Annotated in this window: 19 protein-coding genes; 10 read left to right on the forward strand and 9 right to left on the reverse strand. The window is 67.5% G+C overall.

Annotated features, from left to right (window positions below):
* Window positions 1-48 precede the first annotated feature (48 nt).
* Window positions 49-1,119, reverse strand: a complete 1,071-nt coding sequence (locus H0264_RS36360; protein WP_231084298.1) for an alpha/beta hydrolase — start codon at window positions 1,117-1,119, stop codon at window positions 49-51.
* Window positions 1,120-1,143: 24 nt separating this feature from the next.
* Complete coding sequence (locus tag H0264_RS36365; RefSeq protein ID WP_181581725.1) at window positions 1,144-2,376, reverse strand: lipase family protein; 1,233 nt, start codon at window positions 2,374-2,376, stop codon at window positions 1,144-1,146.
* Between the two features lie 262 nt (window positions 2,377-2,638).
* Here H0264_RS36365 and H0264_RS36370 point away from each other — a divergent pair, with 262 nt between their 5' ends.
* Both H0264_RS36370 and H0264_RS36375 read left to right on the forward strand, forming a co-directional pair.
* Window positions 2,639-2,875, forward strand: a complete 237-nt coding sequence (locus tag H0264_RS36370) for a hypothetical protein (RefSeq protein WP_181581726.1) — start codon at window positions 2,639-2,641, stop codon at window positions 2,873-2,875.
* Window positions 2,876-3,015: 140 nt separating this feature from the next.
* Window positions 3,016-4,281, forward strand: coding sequence for a PucR family transcriptional regulator (locus H0264_RS36375; protein ID WP_181581727.1), 1,266 nt, complete (start codon window positions 3,016-3,018; stop codon window positions 4,279-4,281).
* Here the strand turns inward: H0264_RS36375 and H0264_RS36380 are convergent.
* Complete coding sequence (locus tag H0264_RS36380; RefSeq protein ID WP_181581728.1) at window positions 4,266-6,341, reverse strand: AMP-binding protein; 2,076 nt, start codon at window positions 6,339-6,341, stop codon at window positions 4,266-4,268. The two genes, H0264_RS36375 and H0264_RS36380, sit on opposite strands and share 16 nt — an antisense overlap.
* 197 nt (window positions 6,342-6,538) lie before the next feature.
* A complete protein-coding gene (locus tag H0264_RS36385) occupies window positions 6,539-7,501 on the reverse strand; it encodes an AraC-like ligand-binding domain-containing protein (RefSeq protein WP_181581729.1) in 963 nt (320 codons plus the stop codon).
* A 117-nt stretch (window positions 7,502-7,618) separates the two neighbouring features.
* Between H0264_RS36385 and H0264_RS36390 the strand changes: the two genes are divergently transcribed.
* The 3 genes from H0264_RS36390 to H0264_RS36400 are packed head-to-tail and all read left to right on the forward strand — an operon-like array spanning window position 7,619 to window position 10,948.
* Entirely contained in the window at window positions 7,619-8,320 is a 702-nt protein-coding gene (locus H0264_RS36390; protein WP_244976056.1) for a TetR/AcrR family transcriptional regulator, read from the forward strand.
* The gene (locus tag H0264_RS36395; RefSeq protein ID WP_181581730.1) at window positions 8,317-9,171 is read left to right on the forward strand and encodes a 3-hydroxyacyl-CoA dehydrogenase; all 855 of its coding nucleotides are present in this window, start codon (window positions 8,317-8,319) and stop codon (window positions 9,169-9,171) included. The genes H0264_RS36390 and H0264_RS36395 overlap by 4 nt, the downstream gene beginning before the upstream one ends.
* 10 nt (window positions 9,172-9,181) lie before the next feature.
* Complete coding sequence (locus tag H0264_RS36400) at window positions 9,182-10,948, forward strand: oleate hydratase (protein WP_181581731.1); 1,767 nt, start codon at window positions 9,182-9,184, stop codon at window positions 10,946-10,948.
* A 78-nt stretch (window positions 10,949-11,026) separates the two neighbouring features.
* Here H0264_RS36400 and H0264_RS36405 read toward each other — a convergent pair whose 3' ends face one another.
* Window positions 11,027-12,190, reverse strand: a complete 1,164-nt coding sequence (locus H0264_RS36405) for a lactate 2-monooxygenase (RefSeq protein WP_181581732.1) — start codon at window positions 12,188-12,190, stop codon at window positions 11,027-11,029.
* Window positions 12,191-12,308: 118 nt separating this feature from the next.
* Here H0264_RS36405 and H0264_RS36410 point away from each other — a divergent pair, with 118 nt between their 5' ends.
* Complete coding sequence (locus tag H0264_RS36410) at window positions 12,309-13,454, forward strand: Lrp/AsnC family transcriptional regulator (protein ID WP_181581733.1); 1,146 nt, start codon at window positions 12,309-12,311, stop codon at window positions 13,452-13,454.
* A 590-nt stretch (window positions 13,455-14,044) separates the two neighbouring features.
* On the opposite strand, the gene H0264_RS36415 is transcribed toward H0264_RS36410, so the two are convergent.
* Both H0264_RS36415 and H0264_RS36420 read right to left on the reverse strand, forming a co-directional pair.
* Complete coding sequence (locus H0264_RS36415; protein WP_181581734.1) at window positions 14,045-15,613, reverse strand: HNH endonuclease signature motif containing protein; 1,569 nt, start codon at window positions 15,611-15,613, stop codon at window positions 14,045-14,047.
* A gap of 64 nt (window positions 15,614-15,677) precedes the next feature.
* Window positions 15,678-17,219: an MFS transporter gene (locus H0264_RS36420; protein ID WP_181581735.1), complete on the reverse strand. Its 1,542-nt coding sequence runs from the start codon at window positions 17,217-17,219 to the stop codon at window positions 15,678-15,680.
* A gap of 152 nt (window positions 17,220-17,371) precedes the next feature.
* Between H0264_RS36420 and H0264_RS36425 the strand changes: the two genes are divergently transcribed.
* On the forward strand, window positions 17,372-17,992 hold the full coding sequence (locus H0264_RS36425; RefSeq protein WP_181581736.1) for a TetR/AcrR family transcriptional regulator: 621 nt from the start codon (window positions 17,372-17,374) through the stop codon (window positions 17,990-17,992).
* A 79-nt stretch (window positions 17,993-18,071) separates the two neighbouring features.
* On the opposite strand, the gene ligD is transcribed toward H0264_RS36425, so the two are convergent.
* Together ligD and H0264_RS36435 are read right to left on the reverse strand one after the other, a co-directional pair.
* Window positions 18,072-19,025, reverse strand: coding sequence for a non-homologous end-joining DNA ligase (gene ligD, locus H0264_RS36430; protein WP_181581737.1), 954 nt, complete (start codon window positions 19,023-19,025; stop codon window positions 18,072-18,074).
* A gap of 70 nt (window positions 19,026-19,095) precedes the next feature.
* Window positions 19,096-20,037, reverse strand: a complete 942-nt coding sequence (locus H0264_RS36435; RefSeq protein ID WP_181581738.1) for a LysR family transcriptional regulator — start codon at window positions 20,035-20,037, stop codon at window positions 19,096-19,098.
* A gap of 122 nt (window positions 20,038-20,159) precedes the next feature.
* Here H0264_RS36435 and H0264_RS36440 point away from each other — a divergent pair, with 122 nt between their 5' ends.
* From H0264_RS36440 to H0264_RS36450, 3 genes are all read left to right on the forward strand, one after another.
* Entirely contained in the window at window positions 20,160-20,852 is a 693-nt protein-coding gene (locus tag H0264_RS36440) for a type 1 glutamine amidotransferase domain-containing protein (RefSeq protein WP_181581739.1), read from the forward strand.
* A gap of 79 nt (window positions 20,853-20,931) precedes the next feature.
* On the forward strand, window positions 20,932-21,519 hold the full coding sequence (locus H0264_RS36445; RefSeq protein ID WP_181581740.1) for a TetR/AcrR family transcriptional regulator: 588 nt from the start codon (window positions 20,932-20,934) through the stop codon (window positions 21,517-21,519).
* A gap of 33 nt (window positions 21,520-21,552) precedes the next feature.
* Window positions 21,553-22,566, forward strand: a complete 1,014-nt coding sequence (locus tag H0264_RS36450) for an NADP-dependent oxidoreductase (protein WP_181581741.1) — start codon at window positions 21,553-21,555, stop codon at window positions 22,564-22,566.
* Window positions 22,567-22,633: the final 67 nt, after the last annotated feature.

Below are 22,633 nucleotides of genomic sequence, written 5' to 3' on the forward strand. Positions count from 1 at the left end.
GCTACAGCGCGGGGTGCAGGATGCGCGACGCCCCGGGCACGCTCTTTCTCAGTCGGCCGGCACGCGAAGCGCGCCGGCAAGGGTGTGCCAAGCCGGGCCGAGGGCTGCGGCGAAGTCCGGCCAGGTGTGCATGCCGGTGGTCTCCAGCCGCACCGTGACGGGGATACCGAGCTGTGAGAGCCGGGCCGCGAAGCGTTCGGTGCAGGTGCGCGCGCCCGCCTCCAGTGTGGAGCCGCCGCCCGCCATGCGGGCCGCGTCGAAGATATTGGGCGCCTGCGCGATCGCGGCCAGATCGGCCGGACTGGGCAGGCCGGAACCCGCCGACAGGTGAATCACCGTGCCGCGCAGCTGATCCGCGCCGAGGAAGCTGTCGTGCGCCGCCCATTCCGGGGAACCGGGCGGGCCCCACAGATTGACCGTGTCGCCGCCGCGTGAGCCGACCGTCATGCGCGTCACGGCACGACCGAAATCGTCTGCGGTGGAATAGCATCCGCTCAATCCGGCCACAGCCGCATAGCGGCCCGGATGCCGCTGCGCCAGCATCATCGCCCCCTGCGCACCCATGGAGACCCCGGCGATGGCACGCCGCCCCGTCGAGTCGAGATAGTCCTCCACCACGGGCGGCAGTTCGTCGGTGAGGAAGGTTTCCCAGCGGTTGAGCCCCAGCATGGCGTCGTAGTGCTGCCAGTCGGTGTACATGCTGCCGACGCCCCCGCTGGTGATCACCACATCCACCGGTTTACCCGAAAAGAACTCGGCCGCACGGCCTTTGGTGAGCCAGCCGGAGGTTTCCTCGGCCTCCACGCCGTCCAGCAGGTACAGCGTCGGTCGCGGCGCGCTGCCACCGCCGCGCAGCACATCCACCGGGACGACCCGGCGCATGGACGCCGAGGCCACATAGATCCGCTCCCAGTCGCCGTGCCGGGCTTCACTGGCCACCAACGCGGTTCGATCGATGCGAGGATCGATCTCCGGGGCCGGACCGCCTTCCTCCGCTCGCGCCGTGGCCACGGTCGCCACGGCCATGGCCACGACCGCCGATGCGGCACAGATCAGTTCGAAGGTCCAGTTCGGGGCGCGGCGCCGGCCGCGCACTGTCCGGCGCCGCTCCGTGTACACAGGATCACCTCCTCGATCGCGCGGTCAGCAGTTGCCGGTGGCGGTCTCGCCGCGGAAACGCGCTTCGATCCACTGCAGCGCCAGCGGAAGTCCGAGCACGGCCGCCGTGAGATGGTCGGGCACGCCGATGGTCGCCGACTGCACCGGGACCCCGGCCTGGCACCACCGGCGGGTGGTGTTCACGATGGCGTCCACCGGAACCAGGCCGTCGATGGGCGAATGCCATTCGAACACCGGCATATTCGGGGTGCCGTCGAACAGTTCGAGACTGTTCTCCTCCACCACGGCGCGGGCCGCGGCGCTGTCCATCATGGTGGTGGTCTTGGCGAAGTCCAGCGCCCCGCGGCCCGCGCCGGTGGCGATCAGATCATTGGTGCAGCTGTTGGCCATCGCCGTGCGGGCCGCGAGCCCGCGATCGTTGAGCTGCTCGCTGATCGGGAAGCGATCCGGGTACTCCCGTTCCAGTCCGAGCCCCGCCGCCATGGCCAGCCCGAAGACGGGATGCGCACCGAGACCGAGGGTTTCGAGCATCTTCACCAGGTTCATCGGGACTCCGCCCGCCGCCGCACCGGCGATATCCAGTTCGGGCGCATAGCTTTCCGCCATGGCCGCGGCCCAGGCGGTGGCCATGCCGCCGCCGGAGTATCCGGCCATCACCACCGGGCTCGAACTCAACCGCAGATCGTCCATGCGCTGCACGGCGCGAATACCGTCGAGGGTGATCTGTCCACCGAGTTTGGCTGCGCCATACGCGAATTGCGGTCCCAGGTGATCCGGCATGGCAATACTCCAGCCCCGCTGCAGTGCCAGGTTGTAGGCCGGCGCCTCCCGCACCATCAGATTCGGGTCGCTGGTGTAGAGCACATGCGATACCGAGCACTGCGCACCCAGACCGTTGATGATGTGCTGATACGACAGCAGCGGTCCGTTGGGTTGCCGGTTGCGCGGGGCCAGCACGGTCGTGGTGGCCGCGATGGGCTTGCCCTGGGAGTTCGTCGAACGGAATTTCACCAGGGTGATGTCGGTGTCCGGAAAGATCGCCAGCGCGGGCATTGCCTTGCGCTCCAGCACATCTCCGGGCCGGTAGGAACCGATGTCCTCCGGTGCGGTGTAGAACGGGTCCGGATCCGCGACCGGGTACACGGGCGCGGCGTGCACGGCGGGCACGGCCGCGAAAGCCAGCAGGCCGCCGGCCAGCACGGCGGCCGCACACCCCAGGGCGCCGCGCCGATGTCTTCGGATCCTCGAAACCTGCATGATCCCTCTGCCTCCCAGATCTTGCTGTTGGAAAGCAGGCTAGGGAGATTCGCGTCGAAGTTACTCACCGGTTCCCAATGTCCTGACATCTCACACGTGTAACTCACAGTTACTGTGAGATCTCCAGTCCCGCCCGGAAATCTTTCCCGCCGAATATCCGAAACCTACTGTCGAGTAGTCCCCGTTGCCGATCCCGCCGGCCCGGCGCCCCGCGCAAAGATCGACACAGCGGCGCGGGGTGGCAGGAAAGGAGTTCAGGCGAATGAACAGAATCGCCGAAACCGTTGACCAGAACCGCGGAGAAATCCCGACTCGCAGGGTGACCGTCTACTTCGAAGGCCCCGGGCCGGGCGACGACGTAATTCTCGAATACGCCGCGACCAATGCCGAAGCCTGGGAATTCGCCTCCGCCGCTGTGCACTCCGGGCTCGCGGTGACGGTCGACGGCAAGGTGCGGCCGGACCTCCGTCGGCTGCCCTGCCGGAGCCTGTGGCGGTAACCAATGTTGTGAACTGTCACAGGCTCCCTCGGCTCGCACTGTCAGACCGGCACAGAACGAACCGAAACCGGCCGCCCGCGACACCGGACTGACTACCGTTGTCCGTCCGCAGAAATCGTTCGTAGGCGGAAGGAGCGTTCATGGCCGTCGAGAACACCGCGAGGTCCGGTCTCACCTTTTCCGGACAACCCATGTCATCGCCACTCAAGGACGTCTGGGCGCTGTCCCGGCAAATGGTCGGACATTTCGTGGAGAATGTCGCGCCCTGCGGCACGCTGCCCGGCGAGGCCATCTACGGCGATGTCACCACCATCACCCGCACCTGCCTGGAAATCGCGGTCAGCATGCTCGACGGCGAGGATATTCCGGCCAAAATCGGCCGTCTGCAAGAGGCCGCCGCCCAATGGGCGCGCGAGGGCGTTCCCATCGACACCATTCACCATGCGATTCACGAGGGCTTCCAGATCGGATTCGATCTCGTGGTCGACACCGCCGCCGCGAAATATCGAATGTCGAGCGGGCATCCGGCATTCACCATCAGCGGCGAGGATTACGAAAGTCTGGTCGGCGCAGCCAAACTCGTGGTCGCGATGCTCGACCGCATGACCACCGCCGTCTCGCTGGCCTATGTGCGCGAACTGCGCTCGGTGGTCGGCGAGCACCACACCGCCGTGCACACCCTCACCTCCGCCCTGCTCGGCGGGCACCCCACCTCCACCATGGCCCGCGAGTGCGGCATCGAGATCGCCGACTCGTACGCCGTTGTCGCCCTGTCGATTCCGGCGCAGGCCGAGGAATCCGAGCCGGGCCTGGACGGCAAGGTGGTGGCGCGCCGCAAACTGCGCCGGGTACAGGCCGAACTCGCCACCCGCTGCGGCGACGCCGCCCTCTCATTGCTCAGCGTGGACGGCGGCACCATCCTGATCCCCTGCACCACAACGACTTCCCTCGAACTCGAAGACCTGATCGCACAGCTGTCCCGGGCGGCGCGGGTGCCCGTCACCGCGACCGCGGTCACCGCGACGCCGGAGGGCGTCCCCAATGCCGCCGACCAGGCCCACGAACTGCTCGACATGGTGCACCGGCTGGACTGCGTGCCCGGCGTCTACCGCTTCGACGACCTCGCCCTCGAATTCCAGCTCACCCGGCCCGGCCCCGGCCGCGAATACCTCGGCTCCCTGCTGGACCCGCTCGACGAACACCCCGAACTCCTCGAGACCCTGCAACGGCATATCAGCAACAACCTCAATCGTCAGCGCACCGCACGGGTGCTGCACGTGCACACCAATACCGTGGACTATCGCCTCAAACGCATCGGCCAGCTGACCGGCTTCGACCCCGGACAGTCCTCGGGCCTGTGGTATCTGCGCTCGGCCCTGGTCGCCCGCACCTACCGCGCCTGCTGACGATGTGAACCCAGCAGCCGTTTGAGAATCTTCCCGGTCTCCCCGCGCGGTAGATCGTCGATGAAGGCCACGTCGCGCGGCACCGACACCCGCCCCAGCCGGTGCCGGATATAGCTGCGCACCATCTCCGAATCCAGCCCGGCCCCATCCCTTTTCACCACGAACGCCGCCAGCCGCTGTCCGAACTCGTGGTCGGGCACACCCACCACCGCGACCTCGCTCACCTGCGGCAGCTGCGCGAGCGCCTCCTCCACCGGTCGCGGGAAGACGTTCTCGCCACCGGAAATGATCATCTCGTCGTCCCGGCCCGCGATGAAAAGCCGTCCCGTGGCGTCGAGATAGCCGAGATCACCGGTGTCGAGCATGCCGTCGGCCTCGTCCGGCGGCGCGGCATTCACATATCCGTCGAACAGCATGTGATTGGCCACGAAGATCCGCCCCGTCGCCCCCACCGGCACCGGCCGCCGATCCTCGCCCAGCACAGCCAGTTTCGTCCCCAGCGGCGGCCGGCCCGCGGTGGTCGGCGAGATCCGCAGATCCTCCGGCGTGGCGATGGTCGCCCACGACACCTCGGTGGAGCCGTACACGTTGTAGAGAATGTCGCCGAAGGTGTCCAGGAACCGCAGCACGGTCGCACCGGCGAGGGGCGCACCGCAACTGGCCACGATCCGCAGGCTCGAGGTGTCGTAGCGGGCGCGCACGTCCTCGGGCAGATCCAGAATCCGCTGCACCATGGTCGGCACCGCCAGCAGCGTGGTCACCTTGCGCTCGGCGATCAGCCGCAGCGTGTCCTCGGCCTCGAACTGCTCCGGCAGCACGACGGTGGCGCGCAACGCCGTGCCGAGCTGCAGGCCCGCCAGCCCCCAGGTGTGGAACAGCGGACAGGGAATCAGCATGATCTCATTGGTGCGCAGTGGAATTCGAGACATCAGCGCGGCCGCCGCACCGAACCCCTTGGGCTGCGGCCGACGCGCCCCCTTGGGCGTTCCGGTGGTCCCCGAGGTGAGCACGACCAGCCCGCCGGGCCGCAGCGGCTTGTGAAAGTTGTTTTCCCCCAGCGCAATCAGCCGTTCGACCGTGACCTTCCCGGATTCTTCCGTGGGATCGGTGCGGATGCGCGGGATCCCGTCGTGCAGGTATCGCACCAGTTCTTCCAGCTCACCGTCCACGAACAGCGCCGACAGCCGGTCGCGCTGCACGATCTCCTCCAGGTTCCGCCCCGACAGCCCGGCATTGAGCAGCACCACATCGAGCCCGAGTTTGCCCGCGGCAACCATGGTTTCGACCGTGCCGGCGTGATTGCGGGCCAGCAGGCCGACGGTTTCCCCGTGCCCGAGCCCCAGACTCGCCATCCCGCCCGCCAATGCCGTTGTGCGCGCGTCGATCTCGGCGAAGCTGCGGCTGCAGCGGTCGTCCACCACGGCCGCCCGGTCCGGCGAATGCGCCGCCCCCGCCGCATATCCGCCCGCGAGGTTGAAGCCCCAGCGCACCACCCCGCGCAGCTGCCGGACGCCCACATCCGGGCGGGTGGTGATCACCCCGCTGGTGAGCAGCTGCCGCGCCACCCCCATGCGGTGCCGCACCGGTGCGCCCTCGGCATTCACCGCGACCGAATTCCGCGCTCCCCGAGCGATATCCGCGGCGCGGCCGAGCCCTTCCTGCACCCAGCGCACCACGGCGGATCTCGGCAGCGACGCCACCACCGGATGCACCCTGCCGACCGCGAAGCAGGTCACCGTGACCACAGTGCGCTGCTCACCCGCATCACCCGAGGGCGAGCGCAATCGAATGGAGGCGAAGCTGCTACGCGCCCCGCAGTGCAGTTCCAGCCGCTCGTACCAGCGCCCCACCAGGAATCGCACATCCAGCACCCGGATCCCGGCCTCCGGCGTGCCCACCCGGAAGCACACCAGCGGACGGTCGTCGGGCGACTCCAGGGGATCGCACGCGCCGATGCCGGGAAAGATCCGCGGGTAGGTCTGCGGATCGAGTAGCAACGCCCACAGCGTATTTCGCGGGATGGCCAGCTCGGTGACCACATCGATGACATCGGAAACCAACTCAGTGCCACTATCTCTCACGGGCCGGTTCGAAACACTCGGGTCGGCGGATAGCCTCGTTCTAGTCGAAGGGCCGGCGCGCACAGCGGGAAACCGCGCGATCAGGGCAGGTTCACGAAGGGCGGTCGTACAGCGTTATGAAGCACCACAGCGTCTGAAATACCGCAACATCACAATTTGCCGTCCAGCACACCGAATCACCGCGTCACAGGATGCGCGGACTTCCGGAAAACCGAAGGCGTAGTGCCCTTTTCGTCCCGGAACGACCGGTAGAGCTGCCGCTCGGTCGCGAATCCGCAGGCATGCGCCACCGCCGACACCGGCAGCAGCGGATCGCGCACCAGCAGCTCGGCCGCCAGATTCACCCGCATGCGCCGCAGCACCGCGACCGGGCCCTCCTGGAATCCGTCGAAGATGCGATACAGCGCGCGCCGGGACATGGCGCAGCCCTGGGCGATTCGCTCGGCCGTCAACTCCGGATCGGTGCAGTGGCGGCGCATGTACTCGAGCACCCGCTCGCGCGCGTACGCGTCGGCCGAGCGCGGCGGGGGCGCCTCGCCGGCCGCCAGCCGCACCGCGGAGACCAGCAGATCCAGCGCCGGCGCCGAAAGTAGTCGCGCCTGCTCGGGTGCGGTGCGCTGCAGTTCGGTCAGGTCACGGAAGAACCGCGCGATCACGCCGGCCGCGCCGGTGTCGGGTATGGCGATGGCGGTGGGCAGATCGGCTCCGGTCAGCCCGGTGCGCTCGCGCAGGCGGCTCAGCGGCACCTGGACCACCGACATGCCCCAATCCGTGTCGAGGTCGAAAGCGTAGGGACGGGTGCTGTCGTAGAACACCATGGTCCCCGGACGCACCTCGGCCACGCGGTCGTCCTGGTACAGGCGGCCGTGGCCCTTGGTCTGGATGGTGGCGGTCAGGAACTCGTCGTCGGTGCGCGCGATCAGGCTCCTGGTGCGGCGCACGTGCTGGGCGCCGGAGCCGAGCGCCGACACCTCCACATCGCCGTAGCGCCCACGCCGGATCCAGCCGTGGAAATCGTCCTGCGGTTTCGGTGAAACCGCCAGCGGCACATAGAAATCGCTCAGATGCGCTTCCCACTGATCGAACTTCTCTGCCGCCGGCACTTCGGCTGCGGAATTCAACTCGACCTGCTCGACCACCGGGCAAGTCTTCCAGATCCGCAGAGCGAAAGGGTTGCACTTCTGTTAGCCAGGAGTACGCTCAGAAATGAGCACGCTCATTTTCAGATGCTGGCGACCACAGAGTGGAGGTGTCGAATGGCTGCGACGATCCGCACGGCACAGACCCGTCGACGCCTAAGCAAGGTGCATGACAAGCGCACACGCATCTTCGGCGCGGCAGCCACACTCTTCGCCGAACACGGCTTCGAAAAGACCACAACCCAGCAGATCTCCGATCGCGCGGAAATTGCTGCGGGCACACTATTCCGCTACGCGTCATCCAGGGCCGAGCTGCTGCTCATGGTCTACAACGAGGATCTGCGCGCGGCACTCGACCTCGGCGAGCAGAACTCGGCCCGCATCGACGATCCGGTGGCCGCGGTGTGGGCGCTGCTCGAACCGATCCTGGCGGCCGCCGCGCGGAATACCGAGAACACCATCGTCTACCAACGCGAACTGCTGTTCGGCTCGCACGCCGAGCAGTACCGCGCCGAAGGTCTCGCCCTGGTCGACCGGCTCGAGACCGCCATCGCCGCAATCCTCGACCACGCGGCGCACGGGAGCGCTGCCGCCGCGAACTCGACCGCCGCGAACTCGACCACCACGGGCCCGGCCCGGCTGGCGAGCCGCAGCATCTTCGCCGTCCTGCATCTGGCCCTCGCCCAACCTGCCACCGGCGCCCACCCGGGCCACGACGCCCGCGCGGACCTGTACGGGCAGACGGCACAGATCATTGCGGGATTCTGCGCCGGACCAACAAACAAGACCGCACTCACCGACAACAACGGAGCCCCATGACCATCGACATTCGAAAAGTCACTGTGCTCGGCACCGGCGTCCTGGGATCGCAGATCGCATTCCAGACCGCGTTCAGCGGATTCGACGTCACCGCCTACGACATCAGCGCGGAGGCCCTCACCGCCGCCCGCGAACGCTTCGACAACCTCGCCGCCACCTACCGGACCGCCGTGCCCGGCGCGGGCGACGGCAAGGCCGAGCGGACCGCCGCCGCCATCGCGCTGAGTTCCGATCTGGCGCAAGCGGTTCAGGACGCCGACCTGGTGATCGAGGCGGTGCCCGAGGTGCTGTCGCTCAAGCAGGAGACCTACGAGAAACTCGGCAAGCTGGCCCCCGAACGGACCATCTTCGCCACCAACTCCTCCACCCTGCTGCCCAGTGCCATCAAGGATTTCACCGGACGGCCGGACAAGTTCCTGGCGCTGCACTTCGCGAATCAGGTGTGGCACTTCAATACCGCCGAGGTGATGGGCACACCGGATACGGATCCCGCTGTCTTCCAGGCGGTTGTGGAGTTCGCGCAGGCCATCGGCATGGTGCCGATCGAACTGCACAAGGAGAAGGCCGGTTACGTCCTCAACTCGCTGCTGGTGCCACTGCTCAATGCCGGAATAGCGCTCGCCGCAGGCGGTTACGCCGACCCCGAAGCGGTCGACAAGACCTGGCGGATCGGCACCGGCGCACCCTTCGGCCCGTTCCAGGCCCTCGACGTCATCGGACTGACCACGCCCTACAACATCCTCGTCAACGGCGACGAAAAAGCGCAGCAACTCGCGAAGTGGTTGAAGGACAACTACATCGACAAGGGCAAGCTCGGCATCGCTACCGGAGAAGGCTTCTACAAATACTGAGAGGAGACCGATGTACTACAGCAGCGGAAATTACGAGGCATTCGCCCGGCCCCGCAAGCCGGCGGGCGTCGAGAACAAGACGGCCTGGTTCGTCGGAGCCGGCTTGGCATCACTGTCGGGTGCGGCATTCCTCATCCGGGACGGGCAGCTGCCCGGCAACAAGATCACCATCCTGGAGGAGCTGAAGCTCCCCGGCGGCGCGCTCGACGGCATCAAGGAACCCAAGAAGGGCTTCGTGATTCGCGGCGGCCGTGAAATGGAGAACCACTTCGAGTGTCTGTGGGACCTCTTCCGCACCGTGCCGTCCCTCGAGGTCGACGGCAGCGTGCTGGACGAGTTCTACTGGCTCAACAAGGACGATCCGAACTTCTCGCTGGAACGCGCCACCGTGAACCGTGGTCAGAGTGCCCAGACCAAGGACCTGTTCACGCTGAACGACAAGGCGCAGAAGGACATCACCCGCATCTTCCTCGCCACCCGGGAGGAGATGGAGGGCAAGCGCATCAACGAGGTGTTCTCGAAGGACTTCTTCGAGAGCAACTTCTGGATGTACTGGCGCACCATGTTCGCCTTCGAGGACTGGCACAGCGCACTCGAGATGAAGCTGTACCTGCATCGCTTCGTCCACCACATCGGCGGCCTGCCGGACTTCTCGGCACTCAAGTTCACCAAGTACAACCAGTACGAATCGCTGGTGCTACCGCTGTACCGGTGGCTGCTGGACCAGGGCGTGACCTTCAAATTCGACACCACGGTCACCGACGTCGACTTCGACCTCAGCGGAGATCGCAAGCAGGCCACCAGGATTTACTGGGTGTCCGAGGGTGTCGAGGGCGGCGTGGACCTGGGCCCGGACGATCTGGTGCTCATGACCATCGGCTCGCTCACCGAGAACTCCGACGAGGGCGACCACCACACCCCCGCGAAACTGAACGAGGGCCCCGCACCCGCCTGGGATCTGTGGCGGCGAATCGCCGCCAAGGACAAGGCGTTCGGCAATCCCGACGTCTTCGGCGGCCACATTCCGGAGACCAAATGGGAGTCGGCCACCGTCACCACGCTGGATCAGCGCATCCCCGAATACATTCAGAAGATCTGCAAGCGAGATCCCTTCAGCGGCAAGGTCGTCACCGGCGGCATCGTCACCGTGAAGGACTCCAGCTGGCTGCTCAGCTGGACGGTCAACCGGCAGCCGCACTTCAAGCAGCAGCCCAAGGATCAGATCGTGGTCTGGGTGTACTCGCTGTTCGTCGACAAGCCCGGCGACTACGTGAAGAAGACCATGCAGGAGTGCACCGGCGAGGAGATCACCCAGGAATGGCTGTACCACCTGGGCGTCCCCGAGGCCGACATCCCCGAACTGGCCGCCAACGCCGCCAAGACGGTGCCGTGCATGATGCCCTACGTGACGGCATTCTTCATGCCCCGCAAGGCCGGTGACCGCCCGCAGGTGGTGCCCGAGGGCGCGGTGAACTTCGCCTTCATCGGCCAGTTCGCCGAAACCAGCCGCGACTGCATCTTCACCACCGAATACTCGGTGCGCACCGGCATGGAGGCCGCCTACCAGCTGCTCGACATCGAACGCGGCGTGCCGGAGGTCTTCAACTCGACCTACGACGTGCGCACCCTGCTGGCGGCGGCAACCCGCCTGCGCGACGGCGAACCGGTGCACATCCCGGGCCCGGAGATCCTGCGCCGCAAGCTGATCCAGAAGCTCGACTCGACCGAGATCGGTGAACTGCTCACCGAGTACGGCGTGATCGCGGACAAGAAGTAGCCGCGCGAGGTGGCCCGATCCCTCCAGGACCGGGCCACCCCCGCCATCCCGGCGCGCTCTCGGCCGGGATCCACACGATCACACCCGCACAGCCCGAGGCGCCTCCGCCGTAAGATCTTTCAGCGTCGGATACCCATCCACCGCCATGATGAGATCCGCCTCCGCGAGCATCGAACGCAGCACATGCACGATCCCGTCGACACCCCCGAGCGCCAGACCGTACGCATACGGCCGCCCGATCCCGACCGCCGAAGCCCCCAGCGCCAGCGCCTTGATGATGTCGGCCCCGCTGCGCACCCCGGAGTCGAACAACACCGGCACCCCCTGCGACGCCGCCACCACCTCCGGCAGTACATCCAGCGCGGGCAACCCGCCATTCGCCTGGCGCCCACCGTGATTCGAGCAGTAGATGCCGTTCACACCCAGATCCACCGCCCGGCGGGCATCATCCGGATGCTGGATTCCCTTCACGATCAACGGCAGATCCGTGAGCGACCGCAGCCACGGCAGATCGTCCCAGGTGAGCGGATTGCCGAAGACCCCGATCCACTTCAGCACCGCCATCTGCGGATCCTCCTCCGGCGACTTCGCCAGTCCCGCACGGAAAACCGGATCACTGAAATAGTTGGCCAGACAGTGCCCACGCAACTGCGGAAAGTTGCCGGTGGCGAGATCGCGCGGCCGCCACCCCGTGATCCAGGTGTCGAGCGTGACCACGATCCCCTTGTACCCGGCCTGCTCCGCCCGCTGCACCAAACTGGCCGCCAGATCTCGATCGGTGGGCGTGTACAGCTGGAAAAACCCTGGCGTATCACCGAATTCGGCAGCCACATCCTCGAGCGGATCCACCATGAGAGTCGACGCCACCATCGGCACCCCGGTCTTCGCCGCCGCCTTCGCGGTAGCCAGGTCTCCGTGCCCATCCTGCGAACACAACCCGATCACACCGATGGGCGACAGGAAAACCGGTGCGGGCAGCTTCATCCCGAACAACTCGGTGGAAAGATCCCGCTCCTTCGCCCCAACGAACATGCGCGGCACCAGCCCCCACTGCTCGAACGCCGCCACATTGGCATCCTGCGTCCGCTCATCCCCCGCGCCTCCGGCGACATACGACCAGATCGACGGCGGCATGGCGGCCTGCGCCCGCTCCCGCAATTGTTCGAAGGCCACCGGGAAGGCGGGCACCACCCCGCGCAGCCCATTGAAGTAGATCTCGTTCTGAAAGTCGCCGAACGGCATGACGCGCACCCTCCGTGTTCACAACCCGAGCGTTGGGCCCCGGATCTCATCGATACGATGCAGGATCAAGCGATCAATCCCGCCGATCTGCAGGATTCATTCAGAAGAGACGGCCACCATGCAGGATAATAGCGACAGTTCCCGCAGCTCCCGGAACTCCGACTACGTCGGCGCCCCACCCGACAACATCCCACCCGACAACATCCCGCCCGACCACACCCCGGCCGTGACGCTGCTGAGCGAAGACGAACTCGCCCTCATCCACGCCCTGCAACTGCGCCCACGCGCCTCCTGGTCCGAACTCGGCAGCGTCCTCGGCGTGGACCCGGTCACCGCGGCCCGGCGCTGGCAGCGTCTGAGCGGCCGTCACGAAGCCTGGGTCGGCATCTCCCCCGGGCCGCGACTCTTCGACCGCGTCTGCGCCGCCTACATCGACATCGACTGTGCGGCAGGCGAAGCCGGAGCGGTCGCACGTGCGCTGTCCGCGCATCCCCACATGCTCACCATCGAACGCGCCGCCGGCGCCCACCGCCTGCTGGCCACCGTCGCCACCCGCGACCTGGCCGCCATGTCCCGCTACACCCTCGATGTCCTGCCGGTACTCCCCCACGTCACCGGCGTGCACGCTCGCCTGATCACCCACATGTTCACCGAAGGGGGCGATTGGCGCATCGACGCGCTCGCTCCCGACCAACGCACGCAGCTCACCCCGGCACCCGCGAAATCCGCACCCGCTCGCGACCGCTCTCAGATCACCGACACCGATCGAGTGCTTCTGGCCCTGCTCGCCCGTGACGGCCGGGCCACGCACGCGGCCCTCGCCACGGTGCTGGGGATCAGCGCGGCGACGGTCAAACGCCGGATGGACGAGCTCGTTCGGCTGGGCCTGCTGCGCTTCCGGTGCGATTTCGCCCGGCCGCTCGGCGGGTGGCCGGTGGCTGTGACCTTCTGGGCCACCGCGCCTGCCGGCGCAGTGCAACGCATCGGCCAGGCTCTGGTCGCGCTCCCCGAGACGCGGAACTGCGCTGCGGTCAGCGGTACTCATAACCTTGCTTTGCAGGCCAGCCTGCACTCTGTCGCCGATGTGTTGCGGTTCGAGACTCAGTTGGCCGCGAGTCATCCTGAGCTGTCCATCGCCGAACGGGTGGTGAGTTTGCGTCATGACAAGCTGCTCGGGCGGGTGTTGGATCCGCAGGGGCGGTCGATATCGGTTGTCGTGCCTGATATTTGGGGGGAGCCTGGTCGGTACTCGGGGCCTACGTAGCCGAGCCAGGCGCGGAACCGTTCTGCCCCAGCGGGGTTCGGGAGGACAAGAATAAACACGCAGTGCTGGTTGCTTCGCCTGCCGTACCCGACCTTGGCTCCCCCTTCGCCTGCCGCACTCTCACCTCCCTGACGTGGGGCCTGGCCCTGGTTACCTTCAAAGACAGCAAAGACGCGAACACCAAGGGCAGGAACGATCGAGGGTGCGAACAGTAGTTGCCCGCTGCACCTGGGGGTTTCGTTCGTGGGGTCTGTTCGTGTGGGTCGCGGTTTCTCGGGCTCTGTTCTTGCGGGTCTGGGTCGTTGGAGGTAACCAGGGCCAGGCCCCACGTCGAGAAGGTGAGGATGCGGCTCCCAATGGGGGAGCGAAAGTCGGGTACGGCAGGCGTGGTGACCCCACTGCTTTGTCTTGGCTTGTCCTCCCGAACCCCGCTGGGGCAGAAGGGTTCCGAGACCGGCTCGGCGACGTAGGCCCCGAGTACCCGCCCTTGAACCCTCCGAGGATGGCTGCGCGGATTCCGGGTTCGGGCATGGGACAGCCCTGCTAGACCCAGAGATCGCCGGGTCTGCAGGGTGTTTCGCGCTATTCGCCTATTCGATGCCGGGTGCGGGTGGGGCACCGTCGGCAGGGGGTGAGCCCGGGGGCGCCGCATTGTCCCGATTGTCCTGGCGGTTGCAGCGCAGCCGTTTCCGGCGTTGTTGCGCTACCTGTTCGGTGCGGGCCGCGACCCGGATGCGGGCCTGGGCGAGCAGTTCGTCGGCGTGGTGACGGTGATTGACCTTCGGTATGCCGGAGGGGTCGATGTGGGCGGGTGCGATCCAGCCGGTGCGACCCGGGTAGTCCGAATGCTCCGGCATGACAACCGTTTTCCAGCCGTCGGGGCCGTCATGGACCAAGGCGTGGCAGCGGTCGCAGGCCAGGGTCAGATTGGGCAGGTCGGTCAGTCCGCCCTTAGCCCACTCTCGGATGTGGTGTACTGCTGCCAGGGAGGCGGGGGCGTCGCAGCCGGGGCGGGTGCAGCCGCGTTCGGCCGCGATCAAGGCCAGACGTTGGGCGGGGGAAGCCAATCGGTGCTTGGCGCGTCCGAGGAACAGTGGCATCCCGCAGGGGGTGTCGAACAGGGCCAGCAGTGGTGTCGTGGCGGCGGCCATCTTCAACGCGTCCGGGATCGGTACCGTCCCGCCGGTGGCGGTGGTTGCCACGCCTGCGCGTTGCTCGAGTTGGTCGAGGGTCATGGTGATGATCGCTTCCACCGGCAGGCCGCGATGCTGGCCCAGGTCATCGAGGCGGGTGGCGGGGGCGAACAGGGCGACGAGGGCGTCGTGGTTGCGTTGCCCGACGGTGCGGGTGTCGCGGGCCGCGGCCTCGCGCACCACATCGGTGTCGGGTTCTTCGCCGGTGGTGGGGCTGTGGGGGTCGTCGGGGTTGCACATGCCGGGGCGGGCGTATTTCTGCAGGAACGCCGCGAGGTAGGCGCGCAGGGTCGGGTCGATCTCACCCTTCACGCTGGACATGCCGTCGGCGCGCTGGTGGCCCAAGGTGACGGTGCGCATGCGAGCCTGGTCCTCGAGGTCGGTGAGGGTGCCGTCGGGATCCAGGCGAGCCAGGATCGCATTGCCGATGATCGTCAACCGATCAGGGGAGCCCGCCGTGGCGTACTCGGCCAGGATCTGTTCGGCCTGTTCGCGTTTGGCCGCGTCCACCCGGTCGGGGATGCGGTTCATGACGGTGGCGATGTTGCGGATGTGGTCGACCGAGATCAGGCCCTCGGCGTGAGCGGCGGCGGTGTGCGGCAACGGAATCGGGCGCGGGGTGCCGTCGGCGGCCAGCAGTTGGCCGCAGGTGGTGGCGACGCGGGTGCGCATGTAGGCGTCGGCGCTGGACAGGTGCAGGGTTTCCTTGAGGTACAACGGCATCGAGCCCGCCCCGGCCTTCTTGTCGATGCTGCGTTCGCCGAGGTCCACGATCTGCGGGGTGCGGAAGGCGACGAGCTTGCGCATGGCCAGCTCGGTGGCGTGCAGTAGCTGCACGGCCTGTGCGTCGCTGTGGGCGGGCAGGGGCAGTTCGCACAGGGTGTCGACGGCGTCGAGCAGGGCCGCGACCGCCGCGCCGACCTGCTGGTCGGCGGCGGCAGTGTCGAGCCCTTCGATCGAACGCATGTGCTAATTCTAGAGCCCGCCGATCATGACACGCCAGACGAAACATGCCGTGAACTGCAGGTTTTCAGAATCCCGACTTGTCCGACCAGTTCGCTGCGGACCCGCGCCGCCCAGGCGCCAGGGCTGCGATCAGCACCGCACCCGCAAAGGCCGCACAACCCAAGGCGATTGAAGCTTGGTGGAAGCCGTGCATGAAGGCGGATCTGGCGAATTCGGCCAGTGGATCGCCTCCAGGTCCTGCGCGGTCGGCGATTTGGAGTGCGGCGGCGAGGGAGTCCGAGACCGGATCCCGGGCCGATTCAGGGAGTTGCGAGAGGGCGGGGGCGATGCGGCTGGCGTAACCGGCTGCCAGGACACTGCCGCCGATCGCGATGCCCAGGGCTGCGCCGATCTCGCGGGCCGCGTCGTTGACCGCTGCTGCGACGCCGTGCTTTTCGACCGGGGTTCCCGCCACGATGGCGGCGGTGGCCGGGGCGCTGCACAGCCCCATGCCGGTGCTCATGATCAGCAAGGCCCACAGGAGGTTCCAGTAGCTGCTGGAGACATCCAGGCGGGCCACGAGCAGCAAACCGACGCCGACGACGAGCAGTCCGGCAAAGGACACCACGCGGAGTCCGAAACGTGTTGCCAGCCAGGGAGAGAAGAGGGAGACCGCCACCAGGGGCAGCACCATCGGGCCGATTGCCAGGGACGATGCCAGCGGGCTGAGGCCGACGATCAGCTGCAGGTACTGCACGAGCAGCATGAAAACGCCGAAAGAGACCAGGAATTGGACGGTCAGGGAGAGGGTGCCACCGCCGAATCCACGATCCAGGAACAGGCGGACGTCCAGCAGCGGGTGTGCGACTCGCAATTCCACGACGATGAAGACCGCCGCCGCCAGCAGGCCGCCGATCAACGCGCCGATTGTCCACGGCGACAACCACCCTCGGGCCGGGGCCTCCATGGCGGCCACCACCACGAGGCCGACCGCGACCGCACCGGTCACCGCACCCCGGATGTCGAAGGCCGGGTGGTCACCATCCGTGGATTCCGACACGGTGAATCCGGCCGCGAGCAGCAGGGCACCGGCCGCCGCCATCCCGATGAAAACCGTCTGCCACGACCACCACTGCAGGAGCAGACCCGAGCCCAGAATGCCCAGCGCCCCACCGGATCCGGCAACGCCCGCCCACACACCGACGGCCTGGCCGCGCCGATGCTCCGGAAACCCGGCGGTGAGAAGGGACAGCGTGGAGGGCATCACCAGCGCCGCGCCCACGCCCGATACCGCGCGCGCCCCGATCAACCAGAGCGGCCCGTCGAAGAGCAGCGGGACCAGAGAGCCGACGGTGAAGATGCCCAGGCCGACGATCAGCACCAGTCGCCGCCCGAGCCGGTCTCCCAGCGCACCGCCCGGCAGCACCAGACAGGCGAGTGCGAGCGTGTATCCGTCCACCACCCAGGTCAATTGCTGTTGGGTGGCACCGGTTTCGGCGGCGATCTGCGGGAGTGCGGAGTACAGGGCCGCCATGGCGGCGACCACCAGGGCGATCGACAGGCACGAGACGGTGAGCATCCACCGCTGCGCTCGGGACAATCGCGTGGCCGGGGCGGTGGATACCATCGGACCTCCGATGAAACGAAACTATCGGTAGCGCAACGCTACCATCAGTAGCGTTTGTAGAATAGAGCTCCGCCACAGCACTTTTCGAGCACCCGATTCCCGAACACGCGCGCTTCCCACCAGAACGCTCCGAGGAAAGGCCGCCACCCGCCATGGCACCGCCCGGCCGGCACCCGCACGACGACACCGACCCACGCAAGCTGCGCTCCCGCGCCCGCCTTCTCGACGCGGCCACCACTCTGCTGAAATCCGGTGGGGTGCAAGCGGTCACGGTCGACGCGGTCACCCGCCTGTCGAAGGTCGCCCGCACCACGCTCTACCGCAACTTCGACAACTCCGCCGACTTGCTGGCCGCCACCTTCGAGCGCCTGGTTCCCCAGGTCGCCCCGCCCCCGCCGACGGGTCCGCTGCGCGACCAGTTGATCGAACTGCTCACCCGCCAGTCGACGCTCATCGACGAAGCCCCCATGCAGCTCACCACCCTGGCCTGGCTGGCCATGGGCCCGCAGCATCCCTCCGACCAGCCCCGCACCTTCGCCACCCTGCGCGATCGCGTCATCCAGCAGTACCGGCAGCCCTTCGACGAACTGCTCGGCAACCCCGAAATCCATGACGAGCTGGGCGATTTCGACACGACGCTCGCTCTCGCACAACTCATCGGCCCGATGGTCTTCGCCAAACTGACCGGTCTGCGCGCCTTCACCCGCGAGGACTGCTCGCACCTGGTCGACGACTTCCTCACCGCACGACGAACAAGCCAACGGCCACGCTGAGCGAATACCGGAAGGACGGGGAATACCGGCAGGGCGCTTCCAGCACGGCACTCTCGCCTGGTTCCAGCCGTATACGGGCTCAATCCGCGCGTTTGGCGCGGGCGCGACGCTTTCCCTCGTGCATGGCCTGGACTCGGGCGACGGGGATGGTGTGCCCCTCCTCCAGGAGGTCCGCCGGGAGTTTCTGGGGCTCGGGCATTTCCGTCGCCCAGGGGTCCGGGGCGGAGAGCAGACCGGGGACGGTGCGAATGGTGAAGTCCCGCAGATCGATATCGGCAAGATCCGCCCAGGACACCGGGTAGGAGACCGTGGCCCCGGGGCGGATGCGCGGGCTGTAGGCGGCGACCACAGTGGTGCCGCCGGAACGGGTGGAATCAAGGAAGATTTTGCCGCCGCGGTCTTCTCGAATGAAGGCGGTGGTGGCGAGGGCAGGGTCGAGCCGTTCGGCACGCACCGCTATGGCGCGGGTGGCGGCGGCCGCGTCCTCCATCGAGTAACCCGGCTCGATGGGGATGAAGATGTGTAAGCCTTTGGAGCCACTGGTTTTCACCGCACCGGCGAGGCCGTCGGCGGCGAGGGCCTCCCGCACCAGTTCGGCGGCGCGCACGACCAATTGGAAGTCTTCGCCAGGTGGCGGATCGAGGTCGATCACCAGGTGTGTCTGACCGAGCGAGTAGTCCGCCAGCAGCAACGGCACGTGGTATTCGATGGCGCGCTGATTGCCGAACCAGATCAGGGTGCGAATGTCGTCGCACAGGGCGTAGGTGACCTGGCGTTTGGAGGCATCGGCCCAGATGGCTACGCGCTCAACCCATTCGGGCGTGTACTTGGGCAGGTTCTTCTGCATGAACGGCTCTTGGCCGGGCCGCACCCGGACCACCGAGAGCGGGCGGTTTCGCAGGTGGGGGATCATGCGGTCGCCCACGGCTTCGAGATAGTCGATCAGGTCCCGTTTGGTCGCGTCCGCGCCGTCGAACAGCGGGCCGTCCAGGTTGGTCAATTTGACGCCGTCGCGCAGTTCTTCACCGGCCATCGCCTCACCATACGTTCCCGCACCGACAGCCGTGAGCGCTCACGAGACCCGTCAGCGCGCACGAGGCCGGTCAGTGCTCACACGCCCGCCAGACCACGGCCTCGTCGAGCAGACGGGTGCGGACACGGTCGACGTGCGGCCGGGCGGGACCGCCGACCCGGCGAGCGAGGAAGACGGTGTTGATGGGCGCGTCCTCCGGATCCAGCAGGGTGACCACGCCGCCGGCGGCCAGCTCACGGGAGCAGAGGTACCGCGGGAGCACGCTGATTCCGGCTCCGGCGACCACGGCGGACAGGACGGCACGCAGATCTCCGACCACCAGCGCGGGCTCCGCTTCGAGGCGGGTGTCGAAGACGTGCCGCCAATAGCGGCGCAGGATGGGCAGATCTGCGGCATAACTGACCAGAGGGATGCCGGACAGGGCGGTCAGGTCGTGGGCTTGCAGGCGCTCGCGGTCGATACGCGCTGCCAGGGCGGGAGCGGCGACCAGGACGAAATCTTCGTCGGCGAGGGGTTCGGACAGCACGGTCCGGCCGCGCGGGCGGATGGTGGACAGGACCAGATCGAGTTTGCCGATGCGCAGATCGGCCAGCAGGTCGTCGGCCAGGCCGGTGGTGACGGTGAGGCGCACACCCTCGCCGACGAGTGCGGCCAGCGAGGGAAGTGCCAGTGCGGCAAGCAGTTCGGCGGGTCCGCCCAGCAGCACCGGCGGTTCGGCCACGGGGATGCTGTCGGCGGAGGCACCGCCGGTCACGGCGGCCAGGCTGTCCAGCGGGCCGGCGACCCGGGCGGCCAGATCGTGCGCGGCGGGCGTCGGGGTTACGCCGCGCGGCAGGCGTTCGAACAGCGGGCCGCCGAGTTGCCGCTCCAGCGCTTGCAGCTGTGTGGTCACCGTCGGCTGTGACAGACCGGACTGGGCCGCACCTGCGGTGATGGATCCGGCCCGGTAGACGGCCAGAAATGTGCGCAGCTGGGCGAGATCCAGCGATCCATCGGTCTGCCTATAGCTCATATTGCCGATTCTATTGGTCATTTTATGGACGCGTGCCTAGCGTAGGTCCTGCGGACGAACTGACAAAGTGCATACGGAATGTCAGTTCGCCGCTTCCGATCGACTCACGCGAGGAGCATTCGATGGCGAAAATCCTGTTCGTCATGACCGGCGTCGACTACTGGACCCTGGCCGACGGCAGCAAACACCCCACCGGCTACTGGGCCGAGGAGTTCGCCGCACCCTATGAGGCATTCACCGGGGCGGGGCACGAGATCGTCGTCGCGACGCCGGGCGGTGTCACGCCGGCCGTGGACCGGGCCAGCCTGGCGGCCGACGTCAACGGCGGCCCGGAGGGTGCGGAGAAGATCGCCGCGCTGCTGAAGCGGGCCACCGAACTGGCTTCACCCATCCGGCTCGAGGACGTCGCGCTCGGCGACTACGACGCCGTCTACTACCCCGGCGGCCACGGTCCGATGGAAGACCTTGCCGTGAACGCGGATTCGGGCCGCCTGCTCACCGACGCGCTGGCGTCCGGCAAGCCGCTGGGCGTGGTCTGCCACGCCCCGGCCGCGCTGCTGGCCACCACCGGCGCGGACGGCAGCTCACCCTTCGCCGGCTACCGCATCACCGGCTTCACCAATGCCGAAGAGACACAGGCCGGTTGGGCCGACAAGGCGAAGTGGCTGCTACAGGACCGGCTCGAGGCGCTGGGCGCCGACTTCCGTGTGGGCGAGCCGTGGGCTCCGCACATCGAGGTCGACCGCAATCTGTACACCGGCCAGAATCCCGCCTCCTCGGCCCCGCTCGCGACGGAGCTGCTGAAGGCCCTGTGACGTTGAAGGCCCTGTGCCGCTGAAGGCACTGTGCCGCAATGTCATCGACGCACCTATCTGAAAGCCCCTCGGAGACACCGTGAACCGTACTGCGGATGTACTGGACGCGACCCTGCGCTGTCTGCTGCGCTACGGGGCGCGGCGCACCACGATGGACGATATCGCCACCGAGATGGGCGTTTCGCGGTCGGCGGTGTACCAGTACGTCCGCAGCAAGGACGACGCGGTGCGCAAACTCGCCGAGCGTCTGCACGATCGGGCATTCGAGCACGCCCGCGCCGCGGCGGCCGCAGACGCGCCGCTGGCCGATCGGGTGCACGGCATCCTGTCGGCCAAGGTGGAGTTGACGCTGGGGCCGTTCGCCGAATCTCCGCATGCCGCAGAGCTTCTGGATGAGCAGGCGCGGGTCAGCGGAGATATCTGCCGCGCCTTCACCGGCGATCTGCACGGCGTGCTCACCGAGACCCTGGCGGGCGAGTTCGCCATGCCGCCCGGCGACGCCGCGCAGATGCTGCTGGCGCTGACCGTCGGACTGCTGGCGGCCGGGCGCACGGATCTGCTGCGCGCCGCCAGCGAGACCGTGCTCGCGGGCCTGCCCCGACCCGAGAACGCGCAGACCCCGACCGCCGAGGTCGTGAACCTCGAGAACACCGTCCCCGAAAAGTAGAGCTGTCCCCGAAAACGTAAGGAGTGCAACGCAATGCCCGTAACCAGCCGTGAATGGCGTTTGATCGCCCGGCCCGTCGGTACGCCGACAGCCGAGGATTTCGAGTTCGCCACCGTCACCGTCGATGATCCGGGACCGGGACAGGTGCTGGTCCGCAACGACTGGCTGTCGGTGGACCCGTACATGCGCGGGCGCATGAACGACGTGCCCTCCTACATCCCGCCCTTCGTGCTGAACGAGGCCATGACCGGCGGTGCGGTCGGCACCGTCGTCGCGTCGGGCGACGAGCGAATTCCGGTGGGCGCGACCGTTTCCCACTTCTTCGGCTGGCGTGAGTACGCGCTCGTGAACGCCGATACCGCTCAGATGGTCGATCCCGCACTCGCTCCCGCGCAGGCGTACCTCGGGGTGCTGGGCACCACCGGGCTCACCGCCTACGCGGGCCTCACCGAGGTCGCGCCGGTGCGTGAGGGTGATGTCGTGTTCATCTCCGGTGCGGCGGGCGCGGTCGGTTCGGTCGCGGGCCAGATCGCCAAGCAGCTGGGCGCTTCCCGGGTGATCGGCTCGGCCGGCGGCCCGGAGAAGGCGGCGCGACTGCTGTCGGAGTTCGGGTACGACGCCGCCATCGACTACCGGCAGGGCGACCTCTACGCCGACCTCGCCGCGGCCGCGCCGGACGGGATCGACGTGTACTTCGACAATGTCGGCGGCGACCATCTCGACGCCGCACTCGTCACCATGAACCGGGGCGGGCGAATCGCGTTGTGCGGAGCCATCTCCGGCTACAACGAGGTCGGGGGCGCGCCCGGTCCCAGCCATCTGCCGCTGGCCATCGGCAAGCGAATCAACCTGCGCGGCATGATCGTCGGCGATCATCTGCATCTCGCGCCGGAGTGGATCGGCAAGGCCGCCGGCTGGCTGGCCGATGGCAGCCTGCGCACCGAGGAGACCGTCGTCGACGGCATCGACCATGCGCTCGACGCGTTCACCGCCATGATGAAGGGCGCCAACACCGGCAAGATGCTCGTTCATCTGAATCACAACTGACCAGCCCGCGCGACCGTCCGGTTACCGGCTCGACCGCCACCGGTAACCGGCGCGGGTAGCCGAGTTT

Origin of the sequence: Nocardia huaxiensis (assembly GCF_013744875.1) — a bacterium.
In the GTDB taxonomy this organism is placed as follows: domain Bacteria; phylum Actinomycetota; class Actinomycetes; order Mycobacteriales; family Mycobacteriaceae; genus Nocardia; species Nocardia huaxiensis.